Below are 19709 nucleotides of genomic sequence, written 5' to 3'. Positions count from 1 at the left end.
GGCTTCGCCATCGTCGCGCGGGCTTTGGCTGTGTCGGCTGAGTTGCCTCCGCCCGCGCGTGGCTTCGCCATCGTCGCGCGGGCTTTGGCTGTGTCCGCTGAGTTGCCTCCGCCCGTGCGAGGCTTCGCCGCGATGGCTGAGCAGCCAGCCGAGCAGGGGCGGGATGGGGAGTGCCAGGCCGCTGTAGAGATGGATGGTCATCACCAGTGCTCGCCGGCCGACCAGGATCGAAAGCTGTGGCAGGTAGAGGACGGCGRCCGTCGCGATGCACACGCCGAACAGGAACGCGGTCGTGCGGTGCACCCAGCGGGTGCTCGGCCCGAACCGCCGGATCTCTCCGTCGCGCGGCCCCGTCGCCGTTTCTCCATATCCCTGGGACACCTGGCGGTCCTGCTTGTCCCGGCCCTGCCGGGTGGCGTCCATGGCTCAGACCGGCTCGTCGTCGCGGCCGTTGGACTTGCCGATCCAGGCGTCGACGTCGTAACCGCGCACTTCCCACCAACCCGGCGTCACCTTGTCCACCAGCTCGATCTCGCCAAGCCACTTGATCGACTTGTAGCCGTACATCGGGGCGACGTAGAGCCGGACTGGCCCGCCGTGTTCGTAGCTGACCGGCTTGTCCAGCATGCGCAACGCCACGAGCACGTCCCGGCGACGGGCCTGCTCGATCGTGAGGCTCTCCTCGTAGAGGCCGTCGAACGAGCGGAAGGTGACGGCCCTGGCCGAGGACTGGGTCGCCACGTGGTCGAGCAGGTCGGGGAGCAGGATGCCGGACCAGTGAACGTCGCTGACCCGCCAGCCGGTCACGCACTGGAAGTCCTCGGTCATCGCGGTCTGCGGCATGGCCTCCAGCTCGGGGAGCGTGAGCGTCATCGGCCGGTTCACCAGGCCATGCACCTTGAGCTGGTAGTCGGCGGCGGTGAGCCGCGGCACCGACGACGCCACTGAGTAGATCTCGAAACCGGTGCCCGGGATGAGCTCGGTGAGACCGGTCGGGTCCCGTTGGCGCAGCGGCGCGGTGACCTTGTCGACGCCCTCCTCGACCTCCGCGCCGACGGCCACGCCGGCGGCACCCAGGGCGATCAGCCCCAGCACCACCCGGCGACCCACCGGCGCGCCCTGCACCACGGCTTCCAGTGAACACCGTCCCGGCGGCGCGGTGAACCCACCCGGCAATCCGTTCGACTTTCGTAATAGTCGGCGCGTGGGCGGTGGTCAGCCAGGCGACGGCGGCGGCGGGCCGGTGGCCGGGCGGCAGCCCGGCCCACCGGCCTGTCGGCTGGGACTACGCCGTGACGTCGCGCCGCGCCAGGCTGGTGATGCCGGCCGTGGCGAACGCGACCGCGTAGAGGATCCCGAGCAGGAGCGGGCCGCGGTAACCGGAGTCCGAGGTGCCGCCCGTGCTGATGTTGGCGAACACGAGACCAGGCAGGTACTTGATCGCATCCGGCCAGGCGTTCTCGATGATGTGCTCCAGCGGGCCCGTCCAGGCGAAGGCGATGAGCACGGCCGCCGTGGTCGAGCGGATGAGCAGGCTCAGCGCCGTGCCCGCGATCGCGAAGCAGGTCGTCCCGACCAGCACGTTGAGATAGTCCTTGCCGGCCCGGCGCAGCGCGTCGTCCGTCCACCACTGCCCGGTGTCCACTCCCCGGATCCGCGCCATCAGCACCGCCGTCGCCGCGCTGATCACGAACGCCCCGATGAGCGCCACCACGAGGACGGAGAGGAGAGCGCCCATCCTGCCGACGAGCCAGGAGACCCGCCGCGGCTCCCGCATGAAGATCATTCTGATCGTGCCCTGGCCGTACTCGGTCGCGATCATCGCCGCGCACAGCAGGAGCAGCAGCAGACCGGTGAAGGTCGAGCCGATCCGAAATCCCAGGACGAGCCCTGCCGGCGTGGCCAGGGCGGACAGTGGCGGCAGCAGCCCGTCCGAGCTGCCGAACGCGCTGGGCGGGCCGTCCTTGGCGAGTGCGAAGGTCAGGACGGTCGACAGGACGGACAACGCGGCGAGCGCGCCGACCGCCGCCACGGTCGTCGGACGGCGCAGCTTGTGCGCCTCTGACCGGTAGCTGCGGGCTATGGCGAGYAACGGGCCGCGATCCGCCGATCGGCTTCGGCCAGCGGCAGGTGGGGCACCGTCGGTCCGGGCGGCGCCCCGGCCGTTGTCGGCCTGGTCGTCGAATGCCCGGACGCCCGTGGTCCGCTCGGCGCCGGCCTGACCGTCGAGGGGTTGTGTGGTCAGATGCTGGGCGGTCATGCCGCGTCTCCCATCAGCCGGCCGGCACCCTGGGCGACCAGGCCGGTGTAGCGCTCCTCCAGGGTCACCCGGCTCGGGGCGATCTCGACCAGCGTGATCCCATGCGCGTGCGCGGCCCTGTTCAGGTCGCCGAGCAGCGCGTGCATCGCCTGCCGGGGATCGTCGAGCTCGCTGTCCGGCGTGCCCGGCGCCGGCGGCCGTGCCGATCGGCCCGGTGCCCCTTCGGCGGGCAGCACCGCCGTCACCAGGTCGCCGGCACGCTCGACCGTGAGACCAAGCCCCGCCGCGAGGTCGGCCAGCATGCCGAGGTCGTCCAGGTGCTCGGGACGCAGCGTCACCCGTGCCGCGCCGGCGGACAGCAGCCCGTCCGGCGGGCCCTGGTAAGCCAGCTCGCCCCGGTCGACGACGATGATCCAGTCGCAGATCTGCTCGACCTCGGCGAGCAGGTGGGACGAGACGATGACCGTTCGCGGCCGGGCGACAATGGCGGAGCCTCGCCCGGCCGCGGACCCGTCAGCCGATATGGTTCGCGGCCGGGCGACAATGGCGGAGCCTCGCCCGGCCGCGGACCCGTCAGCCGATATGGTTCGCGGCCGGTTGTCGCGGACCGCCAGGTCACGGATCAGCTCGCGCATCAGCCGGATGCCCATCGGGTCCAGGCCGTTCGTCGGCTCGTCGAGCACCAGCAGGTCCGGGTCGCCGAGCAGCGCGGCGGCGATCGCGAGCCGCTGCTTCATGCCGAGGGAGTACGACCGCACCTCGTCGTCGGCCCGCTCGGCGAGTCCCACCTCGTCGAGCACCTCCTCGATCCAGGCGGGGTGGTACTGGCCGGCGAGGATCGCCAGGGCCTCGAGGTTGCGGCGGGCCGACAGCCGCGGGTAAAGCGCCGGGCTCTCGATCAGCGCGCCGACCCGCGGCAGGTAGCCGGCCGGCTCCGTCAGCGGGCGGCCGAGCACGGTGCCCCGCCCCGTGGTCGGGCGGACCAGGCCGAGCAGCATGCGCAGGGTGGTCGTCTTCCCGGCCCCGTTCGGGCCGATGAAGCCGGCCACCGCGCCGACCGGGATGCGCAGGTCGAGGTCGTGGACGACGGTCCGCCGGCCGTACCGCTTCGACAGGCCGCGCACGTCGATCGCGGCGGGATGCGCGTCCTCGACAGGCGGCGCCTCGCCGAACGGTGGGCCGGGCCGCGCGGCGACCTGAGCCGGAGGCCCTGCGGGCGGCGAGGCGGGAGGCGAGACGGGCCGGCTCTCCCCGCGTCGTCGTTGATGCGTTGACTGGGTCATGCCGATCAGCGTGCGGCGCGCGCCAGCTCCCGTCGTCGCCCCAGCATCGGCATCCGCCCTACGCCCACCGCCGTACCCGACCTACCCGCCCTACCGCTCAGGCCGAACGGGCGACGAAGGAGGGGCTCAGACGAGGCCGGCCTGGTTGGCGAGGACGGCGAGTTGAGCGCGGTCCCGAGCGCCGAGCTTGACCATGACGCGGCTGACGTGGGTCCGGGCGGTGGCGGGACTGATCACCAGGCGGCCGGCGATCTCGTCGTTGGACAGGCCATGGCCGACGAGCCCCATCACCTCCCGCTCCCGGTCGGTCAGCCCGTCGAGGTCGGGGGCATTGGGCGCGACCGGCCGGCGCGCGAACGCCTCGATCACCCGCCTGGTGACGGCCGGCGAGAGCAGCGACTCGCCGGCGGCGACGACCCGGATCGCCCGCAGCAGGTCGGCCGGCTCGCTGTCCTTCAGCACGAAGCCGGAGGCGCCGCCGCGCAGCGCCTCGAACACGTACTCGTCGAGCTCGAAGGTCGTCACCATGACCACCCGGGTATGACTCAGCGCCGGATCGTCGGTGATCTCCCGCAGCGCCGCCAGCCCGTCGAGCACGGGCATCCGGATGTCGAGAAGCGCGACGTCCGGCCTCGCGCGCCGCACCAGCTCGACGGCGGCCCGGCCGTCCTCCGCCTCGCCGACGAGCTCGAGATCGTCCTCGGTCTCGACGAGCACCCGCAGCCCCAGCCGGATCAGCGGCTGGTCGTCGGCCACCACGACCCTGATCAACGTTTTCCTCCACTACGGCTGCCAGCGCCGCCGGGACTGCCGCCAGGACCGCCGACCGGTCGCGCCCGGGTGACCGGGAGCTGCGCGCGCACGCGCCAGCCACCGCCCGGGCAAGGGCCGGCGGTCAGGCGCCCGCCCAGTTCCTCGGCCCGCTCGCGCAGGCCGGTGAGCCCGTGGCCCGGGGGTACCACCGGCTGGGCGGCCGGCGGGTCCGGAGCGTCGGCGACGTCGATGGACACGGCGCCGCCGGAGACCGTCACCTCGATGGTGACCCGCGACGCGGCGGCGTGCCGGAGCACGTTCGTCAGCGACTCCTGCACGATCCGGTAGGCGGCCAGGTCGACGTCGGCGGGCAGCGTGTCGAGTGGCCCGCTGGTCGACGCCTCGACCGGGATTCCGCATAGCCGGACCTCGGCGAGGAGGCTGGGCAGCCTCCCGAGCCCCGTCAGCGGCGTCCGGTCGGCCRTCCGCTCGGCGGCCCGCTCGGTCGCCGAGGACGGCGGCGGCGGCGACACCGCTCGCGGGGCGGGCACGGCCTGGTCCGCGGGTGATGGCTCCGGGCGTGCTGGCTCCGCCAGCGGCGGCTCCAGCGGGGCCGAGCCGCGCATGAACTGGCCGGCGCGGGTCAGCGCGAGGGTGGCGCGCAGCTCGTCGAGCGCCTCGATCGCCGTCCGGCGGATCGCCTCCAGCGAGAGCTGCGCCTGCTCGGGCCGGCGGTCTAGGACGTGCAGCGCGACGCCGGCCTGCAACGAGATGATCGACAGGCTGTGCCCGACGACGTCGTGAACCTCGCGGGCCATGCGCAGCCGTTCGTCGTCCACGCGCCGGCGGGTCGTCTCCTCCTCCGCCTTGGCCCGCCAGGCCCGATGCTCCCGGAGCAGCACGCCGCCGACGACCGGGAGCACGCCGAACAGCAGAACCACCCCCAGCCCGACGGAGAGATCCCAGCCGCCGCCCGTGTATCCGCGCAAGAAGCTCGTCAGCTCGCCGGTCGCGATCAGGATGGTGGCGCAGATCGCGCCCGCGGCGGCCACTCGGCGCTGGCTCGTCCGGCCGACGGTGAGCCCGGTTATCGCCACCGCGAGGAAGTAAGGGCCGTGCGGGTAGCCCGCCGCGAGGAGGGCGCCGACGAGCAGGCTCTGCGCGCCGAGCACGTACAGCGGCAGCCAGCGGCGGACCAGCATCCCGGCCGCGATCGCGGCGAGCAGGGCGTACCCCGCCGCGTCGATGGCCTGGTGCGCGGGGACCTGCGTCTCGCTCCATCTGGGTGCGGTCAGGAAGAACAACATCGTGAACGCGGCGGTGACCAGCAGGTCCCTCAGCAGGAACCGAAGGTTCCGCCGAAGCCACGTTCCGTCCATCCCGGCGACGGTAACCCCCAAAGCCGCCCCTGACATCCGGTCCGGCGCGTATCCCGCGCTACGCGCCGGGCCGTATCCGTTCGCGCTCCCGCCGTCGATCACGGGACGCTCGCGGATGCCGACGAAGCCGGCCGGCTTCCGACCGCCCGGTGGCTACCCGGCCGGCGGGCCGAAGGTGGCGGCCCGAGCGAGCGCGGCGTCGACCGCGCGGATGGCGAGGTCGAGACGGTCTGGCAGCGGACCGGTCAGCGGGATCCAGGAGTGGCCGGCGACGGTCAGGGCGTCGATGAACCAGGTGGTCATCGTGGCGCGGATGTCAAGGTCTCCCTCGCGCATGCCGTCGTCCTCCCAGGGCACATCCCGGTGGTCCGTGACCAGGTACAGCGCACGCGGCGGGAGGTTCGTCGCCCACGGCCGCGGGGGCCGGGCGTCCGGGCCGAGGTAGCGACGTTCCCAGATCATGGTGGCGAACGCGTCGGTGTCGCAGACGAGCAGGGGCGAGCCAGCCAGCGCCGCCGCGTTCTCCCTGCGGGTCTGCTCGCCGCCGACCTCGTCGAAGTCGTCGGCGGTCCAGGTGATGTCGGCAAGCTCGGGCGGGCGTTCGCCGCGCTTGGCCGCCGCGGCTCGCTCGGCGGCCCACTTACGCTCGGTCAGCTCGCGCCCGAACTCCTCGACCCACCKGGTGCGCGCCCAGGCCCCGCCGCGGGCTCGGTAGTGCTCGGCGAGCGTCCGGGAGATCGTCGTCGTGCCGGTCGACTCGGCGCCGACCACGACGATCCGGCAGGTAAGGCCGGCCCGCACCGGGGGCTCGAGCAGATCCCAGCCGGCGGCGAGGTCCGCCCGTACCCGGGTCGCGGACACCGGTATCCGCTCCCGACCAGGGTCGACCGGCACGTGGGCGCGCGCCCCGAGCCGGGCCGCGAGCTCGTCGCCGTAGGCCTCCGAGGAGAGGACCGCGTCGATGGGCGGCCGGCCGTGCTGTCGCAACGCGGCCCGCATCACCTCGACCTGTGCCGTCCACACGGTCGGGTTGGCCATGTCCACCGGCACGTCGCAAGAAATCCCGATCACGGTCACGTGCGGCGTGTCGGCGTGCGTCTCACGGAGCCAGGCCATTCGATCGGCGAGCGGGATCGTCTCGGTCGCGCCGGCCTCGACCAGGACGGTGACCTCGTCGCAGGTCCGCGCCGCCGTGTCGATGAGCTGGCGGTGACCTTGGTGCGGTGGGTAGAACTTGCCGACGATGAAACCGTGCCGATAGCGCGTCACCGACCGTCCGCTCCCGTCGTGGGGGTGGGTCCGGTCCGCCAGGACGAGCCACCGTAGGGCGATCCGTCGGCCGCCGCCTCGACCGCCGCGGACGTGACCGCGGCCGAGGGTGCCGCCGCCCGCCGCCAGTCGCGCAGGCCGAGCACGCACAGGCCGAGGAACAGCGCATAGACGGCATGGGACCGGGCCATGGGGTGTGGCGCCGGACGAGCCGTTTCAGGCGCCCCAGGCGCTGAAGTTCGGTCTCCGTTAGCGCGCCGGTAGCGTGGACCTCTTTCCCGGACGTTCCCGGGGGAGTACAAGGGGGCCGCGCGTGATCGTCGCGATCGAGGGGATCGACGGGGCGGGTAAGAACACGCTGACCAGGGCGTTGGCCGCCGCGTTGACGGCGGCCGGGCGCCGGGTCGGCACACTCGGGTTCCCGCGTTACTCGGTCGCCCCACTCGGGCCGGTGGTGCGGGCGATGCTCACCGGCGACCCGGCGCTGGCACCCCTCGGGGCCTCGGCGCGCGCCGGCGCCCTGCTGTTCGCGCTCGACCGGGCGAACGCGCGAGCCGAGCTCGACGCGGCGGCGGCCGGTGACGGGGTGGTACTGGTGGACCGCTACGTCGCCTCGAACGCGGCCTACGGCGCCGCCCGGCTACCGGCCGAGGAACGCGCCGGCTTCCGCGACTGGGTCGCCGCGATCGAGCTGGGCGACCTGGCGCTTCCTCGTCCGGACCTGCAGGTGCTGCTGCGGGTGCCTGTCCAGGTCGCCCGAGCTCAGGCGCGTTCCCGCGCGGCGGCGGACGCTGGGCGCGGCGTCGACAGGTTCGAGGCGGACGACGCGCTGCAGGCCCGGGTCGCGCACGAGTACGACGAACTGGCCCGCTCCGGCTGGGTCGCGCCGTGGCTCACCGTCGACCGCGCCGAGACCGCGGGCGCCTCGGCGCCCGGTGTCGACGCCATGGCGGCCACCGTCGACGCCGCCGTCGGGAAAGTGCTGCACAACCTGCGCTGACGCGTGGGTTGTGCCCTCCGGCGGGCTGTCTCAACTCGGCCGCGCGGCCGCGATGGTCTCCACCCGTCGTCCGCGTGTTGGTGCGTTCGGTGGTCGTGGCGGCACACTGACGGAAGTGGCCCGCGCGCGCGGGCTTCTGTGTCACCCATCTGGCCATGAGGGGTGCCCGTGAGCGATGGCGTCGGCATGTCGGCGGATGAGGACAAGGCGGCGCATATCGCGGCGGATCTGCGTTCGCGCGGCGTCGCGGTGGTGGCGTTGACCTGGGTCGACAACAGCGGCATCACCCGGGTCAAGGGCGTGCCGGTCGGCAGACTGGAACGAGCCGTCCAGGCGGGCGTCGGGGTCTCACCGGTGTTCGACGCGTTCGGGCTGACCGACGGGATCGCGTCCGGCCGCTATGCCGGGGGCCCGGTCGGCGACCTGCGACTGCGCCCGGACCTGGACCGGCTGGTGCCGCTGGCCGCCCAGCCGGGCTGGGCCTGGGCGCCGGCCGACCGGTTCGACCAGCTCGGCCGGCCGCATCCCCAGGACGCCCGGGAGGTCCTGCGCCGCCAGATCGACGCGCTCGCCGGCCTCCACGGCGGCGACGGCTTCCAGGCGCGGGCGGGCATCGAGATCGAATGGAACGTCTACGCCGAGGGCTGGCAGCACCTCTCGGCGCCAGGCTCGATAGCCAGGGGGCCCGCCTACGGCATGGATCGGGTGATCGAGCTTTCCGACTACCTGCGCGATGTCGTCCAGGCGCTGACCGAGCAGGGGCTGGTGGTCGAGCAGATCCACCCTGAGTACGCGCCAGGTCAGTTCGAGGTGTCCGTCGCGGCCGAGGACCCGCTCGGGGCGGCCGACAGCAGCGTTCTGGTCCGCCAGACCGTGCGCGCGGTCGGCGCTCGGCACCAACTGCGTACCTCGTTCTCACCGGCGGTCGTCCCAAACGGCGTCGGTAACGGCGGGCATGTGCACCTGAGCCTCGGGATGGAGGACAACCCACGCTGGAACGTGCTCATCGACGGGAGAGGCCCGGCTGGACTGAGCCAGCTGGGCGAACGGTTCGCCGCCGGGATACTCGACCACCTGCCCGCGCTGCTGGCGGTCGGCGCGCCCAGCGTCGCCTCCTACCTGCGGCTCGCGCCGTCGCGCTGGTCGGGCGCGTTCGCCTGCTGGGGGGTGGAGAACCGAGAGGCCGCGCTGCGGCTGGTGACCGGCCTCGCGGTCGGCGGACGGTCGGTGCACTCGCCGGACGTGGAGGCCGAGCTGGGCGTCAAGCTCAGCCCCGAGCGATGGGCCGCCGCGTCCCCGAACCTCGAGGTCAAGTGCTTCGACCTGACCGCCAACCCGTACCTGCTGCTGGCGGGCCTGCTGGCCGCCGGGCGGTCAGGTGTCGCGGCCCGCGAAGCGCGCCTGCCCGAGCCGGTCGACGTCGACCCGGCCTCGCTGGCGGAGGACGAGCGAGCGCGGCGCGGCATAGTGCCGTTGCCGGCCCGGCTCGCCGACGCCGTGACGGCGTTCGAGGCGGACGCCGTCCTGCTCGATGCGTTCGGCCCCGAGCTGCACGACACGATTCTTCTCGTCCGTCGAGCGGAGATCGACCAGTTCGCGGACGCCACCCCTGACGAGGTCGTCGCCCAGACGCTCTGGCGGCACTGACCAGCCGGCCAGAGGCGCAGCCGAACCGGTGGGGGCTCGCGTAGCCGGACCGCACGCCGCCCAGTGGCAGCGGCTCAGTGGCAGCGGAGGCCGTGGTCGGTCTGCACGCAGGTGGGCAGGTCGATCGGGGGGAGCTGTATTCCGCCTCCGCCCCCTCCGCCGTCGCCTGGTCCGGTGTCCGGGTCAGGCGACGGGGACGGCGTGGCGGTCCGCCGCGGGGTGGCGCCGCCTGACGGGCGGGTGGCGGGCGACGCGGCCGGGCTCGCCGTCCCGGTCGAGGTCGCGTCGTCTGACGCGGTCGAGGACGACGTCGGCGTGTCGCGCGCCGAGAACGAGGACTCGCGAGCGGGCGAGACCGAGATCTTGGGTGAGGGGCTCGTCAGCAGCAGGTCGGTGTTCTCGCTGCCGCCACCCAGTCCGCCGAACATCAACCCGATGGCCAGGGCGACGACGCCGAAGGTCGCGACCACGACTGGGAATGTGGTCACGTGCCATTTCCGGCGGCGATGGCTGCCCACGAGGAGACACTATGGACTACCTCACGTACCCGGCCRCCGTTGGGGCCGGCACGACCGTTTGAGCTGGCACCGCGCACCGGTGGGCCGGTCGCCCTCCCCGCGGCTGCGGAGGGAGTGGCCAGATCCTGCCCGGCTCAGGCCTGGGCGGCGAGCTCGCCGGTGGCCCGGCCGGCTCGGGCGGCCCGGGCGGCGCGCTTCTCCTCCTGGAGGGTGGCGAAGGCGTCGAGTCCCTCGAGGAAGGTCGCGACCTCGGCCCTGGCCTGCTCGGCCTCGCCGCCCAGGCCCTCCAGCGCGAAGAACTGCCACTGCCGCAGCACTGGCGTCACCACCTCGTCGTGGTGGACGCGCAGGTTGTAGATGCCGGCGTCGGCGATCTGGCGGGCCTTGCTCTTGAAGTCGAGGATGCCGGTGCCGGGCATGTCGAAGTTGAGGACCTCGTCGCGGATGGCCAACACGGTCAGGTCCGGGGCGAGCTCCAGCGCGGCGGTGACGAGGTTCCGATAGAAGATCATGTGGAGGTTCTCGTCGGCGGCGATCCGGGCCAGCAGCTTCTCGGCCACCGGCTCCTGGGTGAACCGGCCGGTGTTGCGGTGACTGATCCGGGTGGCCAGCTCCTGGATGGTCACGTAGRCCATGACCCGCAGCGGGGTCTTGTTGCCGCTGTCGTAGCCGAGCTCCATCTGGTGCATCCGGCCGCGTTCCAGCGCCACCGGGTCGACGCCGCGGGTGACCATCAGGTAGTCCCGCATCGCGATCGCGTGCCGGCCCTCCTCGGCGGTCCACCGGCCGACCCAGGTGCCCCAGGCGCCGTCGCGGCCGTACGCCGAGGCGATCTCCCGGTGGTAGCTCGGCAGGTTGTCCTCGGTGAGCAGGTTGACCTCGAAGGCGATCTGGGCGACGTCGGACAGCGCCGACTGCTCCGGCTCCCACGGCAGGGTGTCGAAGTCACGCCCCAGACCCCACGGCACGTACTCGTGCGGCATCCACTCGGCGGCGAGACCCAGGTGCCGGTCGATGTTCGCCGCGGCGACCGGCTCCAGCTCGCGCAGCAGATCCAGTTCCGTGGGTGAGGTCATGAACTGACCATCGCAGCTGGATGCCGGCCCGGCCATGTCCCAGCGGAGTGGACTTTCCGRGGCTGAACTGTTCCCGGGGAACAGTTACCTTGGATTGGTGACGTTCAGCGGTAGGTGACCGTGTGGGCGCGGAGGTCCCTCGGGAGCGAAGCGAGTGAGGGGCCGGAGCGCGGTGCCCGCACGGAGCGAACCAGAGACACTGTCCACAGCCGTCCACAGGTGACGGGGCGTTGGAAACCCCTGCACAGAGGACGGTCGAAGCCGGTAAGCCCGGTAGCGGGAGGCCGGTCGGCCTACTTGTACACAGGCCACCCCCACTTCTCCACAGGTTATCCACAGGCTGAGCTCGTGCGGAGGGCCAGCCATGCTTGCGGCGTGGCGATCCGGGGGAAGCCCTCGGCGTGTCGGTGCCACGGATCGAGACGCTCGAAACGCTCCCGCTGGTCGACCACCACTGCCATGGGCTGGTGCGGCGCGAGCTGGACCGCCCGGACTTCGAACGGGTCATGACGGAGGCCGACCAGCCGGGCCCGCCGGGTACCTCGTTCTTCGACAGCCAGCTCGGCTTCGCGTTGCGGCGTTACTGCGCGCCGGTGCTCGACCTGCCCGCGCACGCCCGGCCGGACGACTACCTCGCCCGCCGGGCGGAGCTCGGCGCCGACGAGGTGGCTGCGCGGATGCTGCGGTCCGCCGGCATCGTCGACTTCTGCGTCGACACCGGGTTCGCCCCGGAGCGGCTCACCAGCGCCGCGGATCTCGCCGCGGCCGCGGGCGGCCGCGGGCACGACGTCGTCCGACTCGAGCCGCTCGCCGAGCAGGTGGCGCTCGACATCGTCACCGGCCAGGTGGGCGTGGCCCACTTCCCCGACCAGGTGCGTGCCCGCCTCGCGGCGCGGGCGGCGGCCGGCGGCGGGCCGGGGGCCCGCCCCGCCGCCGGTGACAGGGCTCCCGTCGTCGGGGTGAAGTCGGTGGCCGCGTACCGGGTGGGCCTGGAGCTGCCCGCCGAGCGTCCCACCGACCGGGTGGTGATCGCGGCGGTACGGTCCTGGGTGGGCCGGCTGCGCGCCGGCGCCCCGATCCGGCTCGCGGATCCGGTGCTGCACAGCTTCCTCATCTGGACGGGCGCCGACCTGGGTCTGCCGATACAGATCCACACCGGCTACGGGGACACCGACCTGCACCTGACGCGGGCCAACCCGCTGCTGCTCACCGAGCTACTCCGGGCGCTCGCAGCCACCGAGGCACCGGTGCTGCTGCTGCACTGCTACCCGTTCCACCGGGAGGCGGGCTACCTGGCGCAGGTGTTCCCGCATGTCTACCTGGACGTAGGCCTGGCGACCCACAACGTCGGGCGGGCGAGCGCGACCGTGCTCGCCGAGGCGCTGGAGCTTGCGCCGTTCGGCAAGTTGCTGTTCTCCACGGACGCGTTCGCTCTTGCCGAGCTGTACCTGCTGGGCGCGCGGCTGTTCCGCCGGGCCCTCACGGCCTTCCTGGCCGCGGGCATCGCGGACGGCGACTGGACGACCGACGACGCGGACCGCGTCGCCGTCATGGTGGGCGCGGGCAATGCGCGCCGGGTCTACGGCCTGGCGGAGCCGGCCGGCGAGCCGGCGGCGGTGAAGCGGCCAGCCGGCGCGGCGAGCAGGCGGGCCCCGGCCAAGCGGGCGCCGGCCAAGAAGGCGGGACCCGCGAAGCCGGCCGTGGCGAAGCGACCGGCGGGGCGGCCGAGCGCGGCCGAGCCGGCCAAGCGGGAACCGGCCAAGCGGGAACCCGCCAAGAAGCCAGCCGCTGCCAAGCGGTCGGCGAAACCGCCATCCGGCGCCGGCTGAGCTCGTGCCGGCCGAGCTCGTGCCGGCCGAGCTCGTGCCGGCCGAGCTCGTGCACGTGAGGGTCGTTCACACAGCGCGGGTCACACCCCGAGGCCGCGGCCGATGATCTCCTTCATGATCTCGGTGGTGCCGGCGTAGATGGTCTGCACCCTGGCGTCGAGGTAGGCGCGGGCGACCGGGTACTCCGTCATGTAGCCGTAGCCGCCGTGCAGCTGCAGGCAACGGTCGATGAGCTTGACCTGCAGCTCCGTCGACCACCACTTCGCCATCGCCGCGTCCTCGGCCGTCAGCTTGCCGGCGACCAGCTCCTCGATGCACCGATCGATGAAGGTGCGTACCACCTGGGTCTCGGTGGCGAGCTCGGCGAGCAGGAACCGGCTGTTCTGGAAGCTGCCGATCGACTGGCCAAAGGCCTTGCGGCTCTTGCAGTACTCGACGGTGTACTGGAGCACCGCCTCCATCGACGCGGCGGCGAGCACCGCGACCGAGAGTCTTTCCTGGGGCAGGTTGCCGACGAGGTGCAGGAATCCGGCCCCCTCCTCGCCGATCAGGTTCGCCGCCGGTACCCGGACGTCGTCGAAGAACAGCTCGGCGGTGTCCTGCGCCTTCATCCCGACCTTGTCGAGGTTGCGCCCGCGGGTGAAGCCGGGCATCCCGCGCTCCACCCCGAACAGCGAGAGCCCGCGGCCGCCCTTCAGCTCGGAGGTGCGCGCGGCGACGACCACGAGGTCGGCGTGAATGCCGTTGGTGATGAACGTCTTGGAGCCGGAGAGAAGCCAGTCGCTCCCGTCCCGGCGGGCCGAGGTCCGCATGCCGCGCAGGTCGCTGCCCGCGCCCGGCTCGGTCATCGCGATCGCGGTGACGATCTCGCCGGAGCAGAAGCCGGGCAGCCAGCGCCGCTTCTGCTCGTCGGTGCAGAGCTTGATGAGGTAGGGCGCCACGACGTCGTTGTGCAGCGCGTAGCCGAGGCCGGTGGTGCCCGCCCGCCCGCACTCCTCGGTGACGACGGCGTTGTAGCGGAAGTCGTCCTGCCCGCCGCCGCCGTACTCCTCGGGAACGTCGAATCCGAGGAAGCCCTGCTTGCCGGCCTCCGTCCAGACCGCCCGGTCGACGATCCCGGCCTTCTCCCAGTCGGCGTGGTACGGCGTCACGTGCTCGGCCAGGAAGGCGCGGAACGCATCCCGCAGGAGTAGGTGTTCCTCGCCGAACAGGGTGCGCCGCATGATTTCCTCCGAGTACCCGCCGGCCGCCGGAGCGCGGCGGCCGTCCGAGGCCGCGCGCCGCGTCGCGCCCGGCCTCGTTGGACAGTGGCGGACTAGACGATAGCTAACAACTGTTATGCGATTCTCGTGATCGGCTGATCGGCTGATCGGCGGGGGCACGCATGCCCCGGTTCCCGCCGGGCGCGAGGCGATCGGGAGGTCCGGGGCGCGAGGCGCTCGGCTCAGCTGGCCGCCGGCGGGATGCGCAGGCCGCTGACGACGGCCTCGAAGACCGCGCGCAGCTCGTCGAGATCGGGGCCGGCCAGTCCGGCGGCCCGGCCGGTGAGCAACCCGATCGGGGCCAGGTAGAGGAACCAGGCGACGGCGTCGGGGGAAAGATCGTCGCGTAACTCGCCGTCCTGGCGCGCCTGCTCGATGGCGCCGCGCACCAGCTCGAACCGCTCGCGCAGCACCTCGCCGAGCGCCTTGCGTAGCGTCGGCTCCCGGCGGGCGGCGACGATGGCCTCGAGCAGCAGCGCCTGCTCGCGGGACAGCCGACGGCCGGCCGCGGTCGACGTGGCGGCGGCCAGCAGCGCGTCGCCGAGCTCGCCGTGCCCGACGTGCGCGACCGCCTGCACGGCATGGTCGACGGCCCGTCCGGCGGCGTCGGCGAGCAGCGAGGCCATGTCCGGGTAGTGCGAGTAGATCGCGCCGGTGGTCACCCCCGCCCGGTCGGCGATGTCACGGACGCGAACGCCGTCATAACCCCGTTCGGCGAACAGGTCGACGGCGGCGGCGAGCAGCCGGTCCCGGGTGACCTCCGGCTGGCGACGGCGCCCGGCGGCGGGACTGCGCAATGCCATCAGCCCAGTCTGCCTGCCAAAACGCGCGTTCGTTGTGAGCGCGCACTGTTGGTCGTGGATCGGGCGGGCCTGGTAGTCATCCCGGGATGGAAATCCCGACACCGGTAACGATGGGTTGATCTCGGATGGCGCTGTGGCGTCGGGCCAAGGCCCTCGCCGGCCGAGGACGCCGCCGGCAGCCAGTGGACCAGACGTCAGGGGACCAGCCGTCAGGGGAACAGAGAATCGGCCGACCGGTCAGGTGACCGGTCGGCCGAGCCCCGTCGGCCTACGTGATGGCCGGCCTAGGCGCTGTAGGTCGTGGCCGAGGGCGGCGGGCAGTCGAGCGCCAGGTCGGCGCGGGCCTGGGGCGGCACGAGCGTGCAGCCGACCTCGAAGCTGCCGAGCTGCGCCAGCTGCCAGCCGGACGCGGTCCGACGCAGCACGCCGTAGGCGCGGTCGACGTCGGCGGTGACCGGCGTCAGCTCGGCCCGCGCCCAGTTCGGGTCGCTGCCGGCGATCTCGATGTCGGCGACCTCGTAGGAGGTCGGGGAGACCAGGCTGGTCAGCTCGCTCGACCGGATCGCGGCAGTGATCGCCGCCGCGTCCGCGGGCGACGGCGCGACCGCCGCGCCGGCGGTGGGCTGGGCCGCGCCCGAGGCGGCGCCGACGGCCCCCGCCGCCGGCGGCGCGCTGTTCGGGGCCGTCGCGCCGGTGGGCGCGTTGCTGATGGACGTGGTCGCGTGCGTGGCGTTGGTGGCGCCCTGCGAGCTGGTCGCGAAGGCGACGGCGCCGCCGATGGTGACCACGCTCGCGACCGCGACCGTGGCCGCGGGCATGGCGATGCGCCGCGCAACCACGGCCCGGGAGGTCGCCTGGGTCGCGGGGCGAGCCGCGTGCCGACCGCCGGAACGGCGGTGGGGCGCGGCGGTGGCTACCCGCGGGGCGGTCCGGGAGTCGACTCGGTGTCGGGCCATGGTTTGCACATCCCCAAGTGTGCTCGGCTCATTCAGGTGAATCGCGGCGAGAAACGGTCGGACTGCTGACAGACCACTCTGGTATTTGGCGCACGACTGTGTACGAAGCGTCGCGGATGCGGAATACCCGATCAATAGCCCGCTCGTGTCCCGGTGTGGGCGCCTCGATGCCGCGGCGCCCAGGAGTGCCCCTCGGACGTGGTCAGGCCGCGCGGCTGACGGCGTCGGCCGTGGTCCGGTCCGCGGCGTCGTCGGTGCTGACGTCCGCGCCCGCGGCCGAGGGGTCCTGGCCGGTCGAGGCGACCTTGCCCGCGGCGGGCACCGCGGTGACGTCGCCGTAGGGGAAGGTGGTCGGGCTGGTGCTGGTCATCGCGGTCTCCTCGTTGAGACGTCGGGGCGGAAGTCGCTGTGGTCCGTTCGTTGCCGGCCGTGCGCCGATGGGCTCAGCGGGCAGCGGGCAGCGGGACGACTGTGCGTCAGCGCGGCACCGCGGAGCGACGGTGCCAGCCAGCGAGCCGCCGGGGAGGCCAGCACCACCCAGGTGGGGCGGTTATCCCGCTTCCCCTCGGCGCGAGAACACGTTGGAATCCTGGTGTCCCCGAACTACGGGGTGATCCGCGCTGTCCGGACCAGGCCTGCCAGCCCGCCAGGGGCGCGATCATGCGGTTGGAAACACGCCCCCGGAGGCGGACGTCCTTGGGAACATGGGAACGCGACGCCGGCCGTCGCGAGGTGCGGGAGCTGGGCCGGGGAGACGGGGTGTGGATGCGTACCGCTGTCGGCGCGATCGCGACGGGCCAGGGCTCGGCCGGTCCAGGTGGCGCGGGCACGCCTGCCGCGCCCACGCCCGGTGAGGGCATCCCCGCCGAGCACACCCGCGCCGAGGGCGTCGCCGACGACCCGGCGGGCGGCCCCGAGCGGTGGGAGCCCTCGTCGGAGCCGGTCGTCGCCGTGGTCGGCGTGCACCGGACCTTCGACGCGGAGGTGGCCCCGGTCCAGGCGCTGCGCGGGGCGTCGCTCACGGTCTGGCCCGGTGAGTTCGTCGCCGTCACGGGTCCGTCCGGCAGCGGCAAGTCCACCCTGCTCAACGTCATCGCCGGGCTGGAGCGCGCGGACGACGGCTCCGTGGTCGTCGCCGGGCAGGCGCTCGGCGAGCTGTCCGAGACCAGGCTCGCCCGGCTGCGCCGCCGGYACGTGGGCATGGTGTTCCAGTTCTTCCACCTGCTGGAGAGCATGACGGCGGCCGACAACGTGGTGCTCGCCGCGCGGCTCGCCGGTCTCGGCCGGCGTGCCGCGATCCGCCGCGCGCAGGACCTCCTCGACGTGCTCGGCCTGCTGGAACGAGCCGAGGCGCTGCCCGCGACGCTGTCCGGTGGCCAGCGTCAGCGGCTCGCCATCGCCAGGGCGCTCGCAGGGAGCCCGACGCTGCTGCTCGCCGACGAGCCGACGGGCGCGCTGGACTCCGCCGGCGCCGCCGAGGTGCTCGACCTGTTCACCAGGCTGCACGCGCGGGGCCAGACCATCGTGATGGTCACCCACGACGCCGCGGTCGCGGCCGGCGCGCAGCGGATCGTGACCATGCGCGACGGCCAGGTCGAGAGCCCGTCCGTCCGCGAGGACCTGCCATKACCGGACGGCCTGGACGCGGCGAGGTGCGCCGGTGAGCCTGCTGCCGCCCGCCGCGGCGCCGGGCGCGCGCGAGACGACGCCGCGGCCGCGGCGCCTGCTGCTGATCGCCGCCGTGCTCGCCGCCGCCGGCATCGCCGCGCTGTGCGCCGTGCCGCGGCTGTTGGGCGCCGGCTACCCGCCCTGGTGGTTGCCGATCGCGGCGGCGGTGCTGCTGCCCGTCGCTGGCACGGTCGCCGGTTGGTTCGGCGGCCCACGGCGGCACGCGGAGCAGGTGCTGCTTCTCGGCGCTGACGTCGCCTCGTTCGCGCTGGTCGGGGCCGGTGCGCTCGCCGCCTCGGTGGTCGCGCTCGGCCGGATCCCCGCCGACAACGGGGCCGGCTTCCTCATGCCCGTCCTGGTGAGCGCGGCGACCGCGGCGACGCTCAGCGTCGCGCTGCGGATACCGGCCAGGCGCGCGGCCCGCCGAGCCGTGCGCGGCGGGCGATTCCGGCCCGACGACGTGCTGGCGACGTTCGGCGAGCAGACCAGCCGGGACGTGCCGCTGGAACAGGCGCTCGTGCAGCTCGCCGACGCGCTGCGCCGCACGCTGACGCTTCGCCGCGTCGAGATCTGGACCGGGGCCGGCGGACGGCTCACGGCCGCCGTCGTGCTGCCGGAGCCCCCGCCGCGCCGGTCCTTCGATCCGCCGCCGGCCACGCCCACACCCACGGCGGCCACGGCCACGGCGGCGGCGGCCAACCAGGGCAGCGGGTCCGAGCGCGTCGACAACGGCCTGGGCCGGGGCCGGCCGGGCGGCACGCTCACCCTGTCCGCCGGAGACCTGGTAGCCCTGTCGCGAGCCAGGGTGGCGGGTCCCGGCTGGCTGACGCTGTGGGTGCCACGGCTGGTCTGGGCGCGGCCGGGCACCCAGCTGCGCGTCGTCCCGGCGCGGGCCAGCGGCGCGCTGCTCGGCCTGCTCGTCGTCGAGCGGACGGTGGACGACCCGCGGTTCAGCGAGGCCGAGGACCGGCTGCTCGCCGAGCTCGGCACCCGGTTGGGCGCCGTGCTGCACAACCGGCAGCTCGACGCGAACCTGCGGGATGCGCTGGTCGACCTGCGCCGGGTGAACGACGAGCTGCGGGTGTCCCGGGCCCGGCTGGTCGCCGCCGCCGACGCCGAGCGGCGCCGGATCGAGCGGGACCTGCACGACGGCGCCCAGCAGCAGCTGGTATCGCTCGCGATCGGCCTGCGGCTGGTGCGCGACCTGGTCACCGAGGACGCCGAGGCCGCCGATGAGCTGATCGGCGAGATGGCCGAGCAGGTGAGCGCCGCGATCGCCGAGGTACGCAACCTCGCGCAGGGCATCTACCCGCCGTTGCTGCGCTCCTCCGGCCTGACCGAGGCGCTGCGGGCCGCGGCCGCTCGCTCCCCGCTGGGCGTGCGGCTGGCCACGGACGGCGTCGGCAGGCACGGGCCGGACGTCGAGGCGGCCGTCTACTTCTGCTGCCTGGAGGCACTGCAGAACGCCGCCAAGCACGCGCCCGGCAGCCAGGTGGAGATCGTCCTGACCGAGCGCGAGGACGCGCTGGCGTTCACGGTCGCCGACGATGGCCCCGGTTTCGACCCACGGCGGCGGCTCGCTGGCCAGGGCCTCACGAACATGCGCGACCGGATCGGCGCGATCGGCGGCTCGCTCGTGATCGAGTCGGCGCCGGCCGCGGGCGTGCGGCTGGACGGCGTCGTCCCGCTGGCCGACAACACGGGCAGCGTCGCCAGCGGCCTCGCCGCTCCTTCCACCGGTCGCGTGACCCCGTCCGCCAGTGCCAGCGTCAGTGCCGGTGCCGGTGCCGGTGTTGCCGGCCGTGGTGATGGCGCCCCGGACTCGGTCGCCGCGGTCGCGTCGGTGGCCGTCGCTCCTTCGGCGGCTGGCGGGGCGACAGCCGCTGGCGGGCCGGCGACCACAGGCGGCGGCGACGCGCTGACGGGCGGCGTTCCTGCCGGCGCGGCCGAGCCGGACGAGCGCGCGACGCCGGTGCCGGGCGAGCCCGGTCGGAACGGCGGCTGAG

17 protein-coding genes and 2 pseudogenes are annotated in these 19709 nt (G+C 73.7%); 5 read left to right on the top strand and 14 right to left on the bottom strand.

All coding sequences use genetic code 11. The features are described from left to right. The 8 genes and pseudogenes from BCD49_RS44150 to BCD49_RS19500 form a co-directional block, all read right to left on the bottom strand. Window positions 1-423 (bottom strand): annotated as a pseudogene (locus BCD49_RS44150) (hypothetical protein); the annotation flags it as partial. A 3-nt stretch (window positions 424-426) separates the two neighbouring features. Further along, window positions 427-1125, bottom strand: coding sequence for a molybdopterin-dependent oxidoreductase (locus tag BCD49_RS19530; RefSeq protein WP_007518364.1), 699 nt, complete (start codon window positions 1123-1125; stop codon window positions 427-429). A 160-nt stretch (window positions 1126-1285) separates the two neighbouring features. Then, window positions 1286-2260 (bottom strand): ABC transporter permease subunit, encoded by a 975-nt coding sequence (locus BCD49_RS19525; protein ID WP_007518366.1) that lies wholly within the window; start codon window positions 2258-2260, stop codon window positions 1286-1288. Next, window positions 2257-3384, bottom strand: coding sequence for an ATP-binding cassette domain-containing protein (locus tag BCD49_RS19520; protein WP_007518368.1), 1128 nt, complete (start codon window positions 3382-3384; stop codon window positions 2257-2259). Before BCD49_RS19520 ends, BCD49_RS19525 begins: the two co-directional genes overlap by 4 nt. Before the next feature lie 285 nt (window positions 3385-3669). Continuing rightward, window positions 3670-4314 (bottom strand): response regulator, encoded by a 645-nt coding sequence (locus BCD49_RS19515; protein WP_007518370.1) that lies wholly within the window; start codon window positions 4312-4314, stop codon window positions 3670-3672. Then, complete coding sequence (locus BCD49_RS19510; protein WP_071041758.1) at window positions 4311-5675, bottom strand: sensor histidine kinase; 1365 nt, start codon at window positions 5673-5675, stop codon at window positions 4311-4313. Before BCD49_RS19510 ends, BCD49_RS19515 begins: the two co-directional genes overlap by 4 nt. Before the next feature lie 153 nt (window positions 5676-5828). Continuing rightward, on the bottom strand, window positions 5829-6944 hold the full coding sequence (locus tag BCD49_RS19505) for an AAA family ATPase (RefSeq protein ID WP_007518374.1): 1116 nt from the start codon (window positions 6942-6944) through the stop codon (window positions 5829-5831). Then, a complete protein-coding gene (locus BCD49_RS19500; protein WP_007518376.1) occupies window positions 6941-7135 on the bottom strand; it encodes a hypothetical protein in 195 nt (64 codons plus the stop codon). Before BCD49_RS19500 ends, BCD49_RS19505 begins: the two co-directional genes overlap by 4 nt. A gap of 122 nt (window positions 7136-7257) precedes the next feature. On the opposite strand from BCD49_RS19500, the gene BCD49_RS19495 reads away from it, so the two are divergent. Together BCD49_RS19495 and BCD49_RS19490 are read left to right on the top strand one after the other, a co-directional pair. After that, window positions 7258-7944, top strand: coding sequence for a dTMP kinase (locus BCD49_RS19495; protein ID WP_007518378.1), 687 nt, complete (start codon window positions 7258-7260; stop codon window positions 7942-7944). Window positions 7945-8130: 186 nt separating this feature from the next. Then, window positions 8131-9591 carry a glutamine synthetase family protein gene (locus BCD49_RS19490; RefSeq protein ID WP_027140250.1) on the top strand — a complete coding sequence of 487 codons (1461 nt, stop codon included), beginning with the start codon at window positions 8131-8133 and terminating at the stop codon, window positions 9589-9591. 74 nt (window positions 9592-9665) lie between these two features. Here the strand turns inward: BCD49_RS19490 and BCD49_RS19485 are convergent, their stop codons facing one another. Continuing rightward, the gene (locus tag BCD49_RS19485) at window positions 9666-10079 is read right to left on the bottom strand and encodes a hypothetical protein (RefSeq protein ID WP_007518382.1); all 414 of its coding nucleotides are present in this window, start codon (window positions 10077-10079) and stop codon (window positions 9666-9668) included. Between the two features lie 164 nt (window positions 10080-10243). After that, entirely contained in the window at window positions 10244-11185 is a 942-nt protein-coding gene (locus BCD49_RS19480; RefSeq protein WP_071041757.1) for an acyl-ACP desaturase, read from the bottom strand. Between the two features lie 401 nt (window positions 11186-11586). Here BCD49_RS19480 and BCD49_RS45895 point away from each other — a divergent pair, with 401 nt between their 5' ends. Beyond that, window positions 11587-13014 (top strand): amidohydrolase family protein, encoded by a 1428-nt coding sequence (locus tag BCD49_RS45895; RefSeq protein WP_007518385.1) that lies wholly within the window; start codon window positions 11587-11589, stop codon window positions 13012-13014. A gap of 80 nt (window positions 13015-13094) precedes the next feature. Here the strand turns inward: BCD49_RS45895 and BCD49_RS19470 are convergent, their stop codons facing one another. From BCD49_RS19470 to BCD49_RS43630, 4 genes are all read right to left on the bottom strand, one after another. Continuing rightward, entirely contained in the window at window positions 13095-14237 is a 1143-nt protein-coding gene (locus tag BCD49_RS19470) for an acyl-CoA dehydrogenase family protein (protein WP_007518387.1), read from the bottom strand. Between the two features lie 221 nt (window positions 14238-14458). Beyond that, the gene (locus tag BCD49_RS19465; RefSeq protein ID WP_007518389.1) at window positions 14459-15079 is read right to left on the bottom strand and encodes a TetR/AcrR family transcriptional regulator; all 621 of its coding nucleotides are present in this window, start codon (window positions 15077-15079) and stop codon (window positions 14459-14461) included. A 284-nt stretch (window positions 15080-15363) separates the two neighbouring features. After that, window positions 15364-16035, bottom strand: coding sequence for a hypothetical protein (locus BCD49_RS19460; RefSeq protein ID WP_232793918.1), 672 nt, complete (start codon window positions 16033-16035; stop codon window positions 15364-15366). A 202-nt stretch (window positions 16036-16237) separates the two neighbouring features. Continuing rightward, the gene (locus tag BCD49_RS43630) at window positions 16238-16405 is read right to left on the bottom strand and encodes a hypothetical protein (RefSeq protein ID WP_007520510.1); all 168 of its coding nucleotides are present in this window, start codon (window positions 16403-16405) and stop codon (window positions 16238-16240) included. Window positions 16406-16986: 581 nt separating this feature from the next. On the opposite strand from BCD49_RS43630, the pseudogene BCD49_RS46420 reads away from it, so the two are divergent. Together BCD49_RS46420 and BCD49_RS19450 are read left to right on the top strand one after the other, a co-directional pair. Beyond that, window positions 16987-17655: pseudogene (locus tag BCD49_RS46420) on the top strand (ABC transporter ATP-binding protein); the annotation flags it as partial. Between the two features lie 40 nt (window positions 17656-17695). Beyond that, entirely contained in the window at window positions 17696-19708 is a 2013-nt protein-coding gene (locus BCD49_RS19450; protein ID WP_007520514.1) for a sensor histidine kinase, read from the top strand. The last annotated feature ends 1 nt before the right edge of the window (window position 19709 follow it).

The sequence above is a fragment of the Pseudofrankia sp. EUN1h genome, assembly GCF_001854645.1.
GTDB classification, from domain to species: Bacteria; Actinomycetota; Actinomycetes; order Frankiales; family Frankiaceae; genus Pseudofrankia; species Pseudofrankia saprophytica.
Note: the sequence above shows the minus strand (reverse complement) of the source record. Positions and strands in the feature narration are given on the sequence as shown.

Excerpts from the sequence above, each read along its gene's own strand:
- BCD49_RS19500 (WP_007518376.1), bottom strand. The coding sequence starts at position 7,135 with ATGGCCCGGTCCCATGCCGTCTATGCGCTGTTCCTCGGCCTGTGCGTG.
- BCD49_RS19490 (WP_027140250.1), top strand. The coding sequence starts at position 8,131 with ATGTCGGCGGATGAGGACAAGGCGGCGCATATCGCGGCGGATCTGCGT.
- BCD49_RS19470 (WP_007518387.1), bottom strand. The coding sequence starts at position 14,237 with ATGCGGCGCACCCTGTTCGGCGAGGAACACCTACTCCTGCGGGATGCG.
- BCD49_RS19465 (WP_007518389.1), bottom strand. The coding sequence starts at position 15,079 with ATGGCATTGCGCAGTCCCGCCGCCGGGCGCCGTCGCCAGCCGGAGGTC.
- BCD49_RS19460 (WP_232793918.1), bottom strand. The coding sequence starts at position 16,035 with ATGGCCCGACACCGAGTCGACTCCCGGACCGCCCCGCGGGTAGCCACC.
- BCD49_RS43630 (WP_007520510.1), bottom strand. The coding sequence starts at position 16,405 with ATGACCAGCACCAGCCCGACCACCTTCCCCTACGGCGACGTCACCGCG.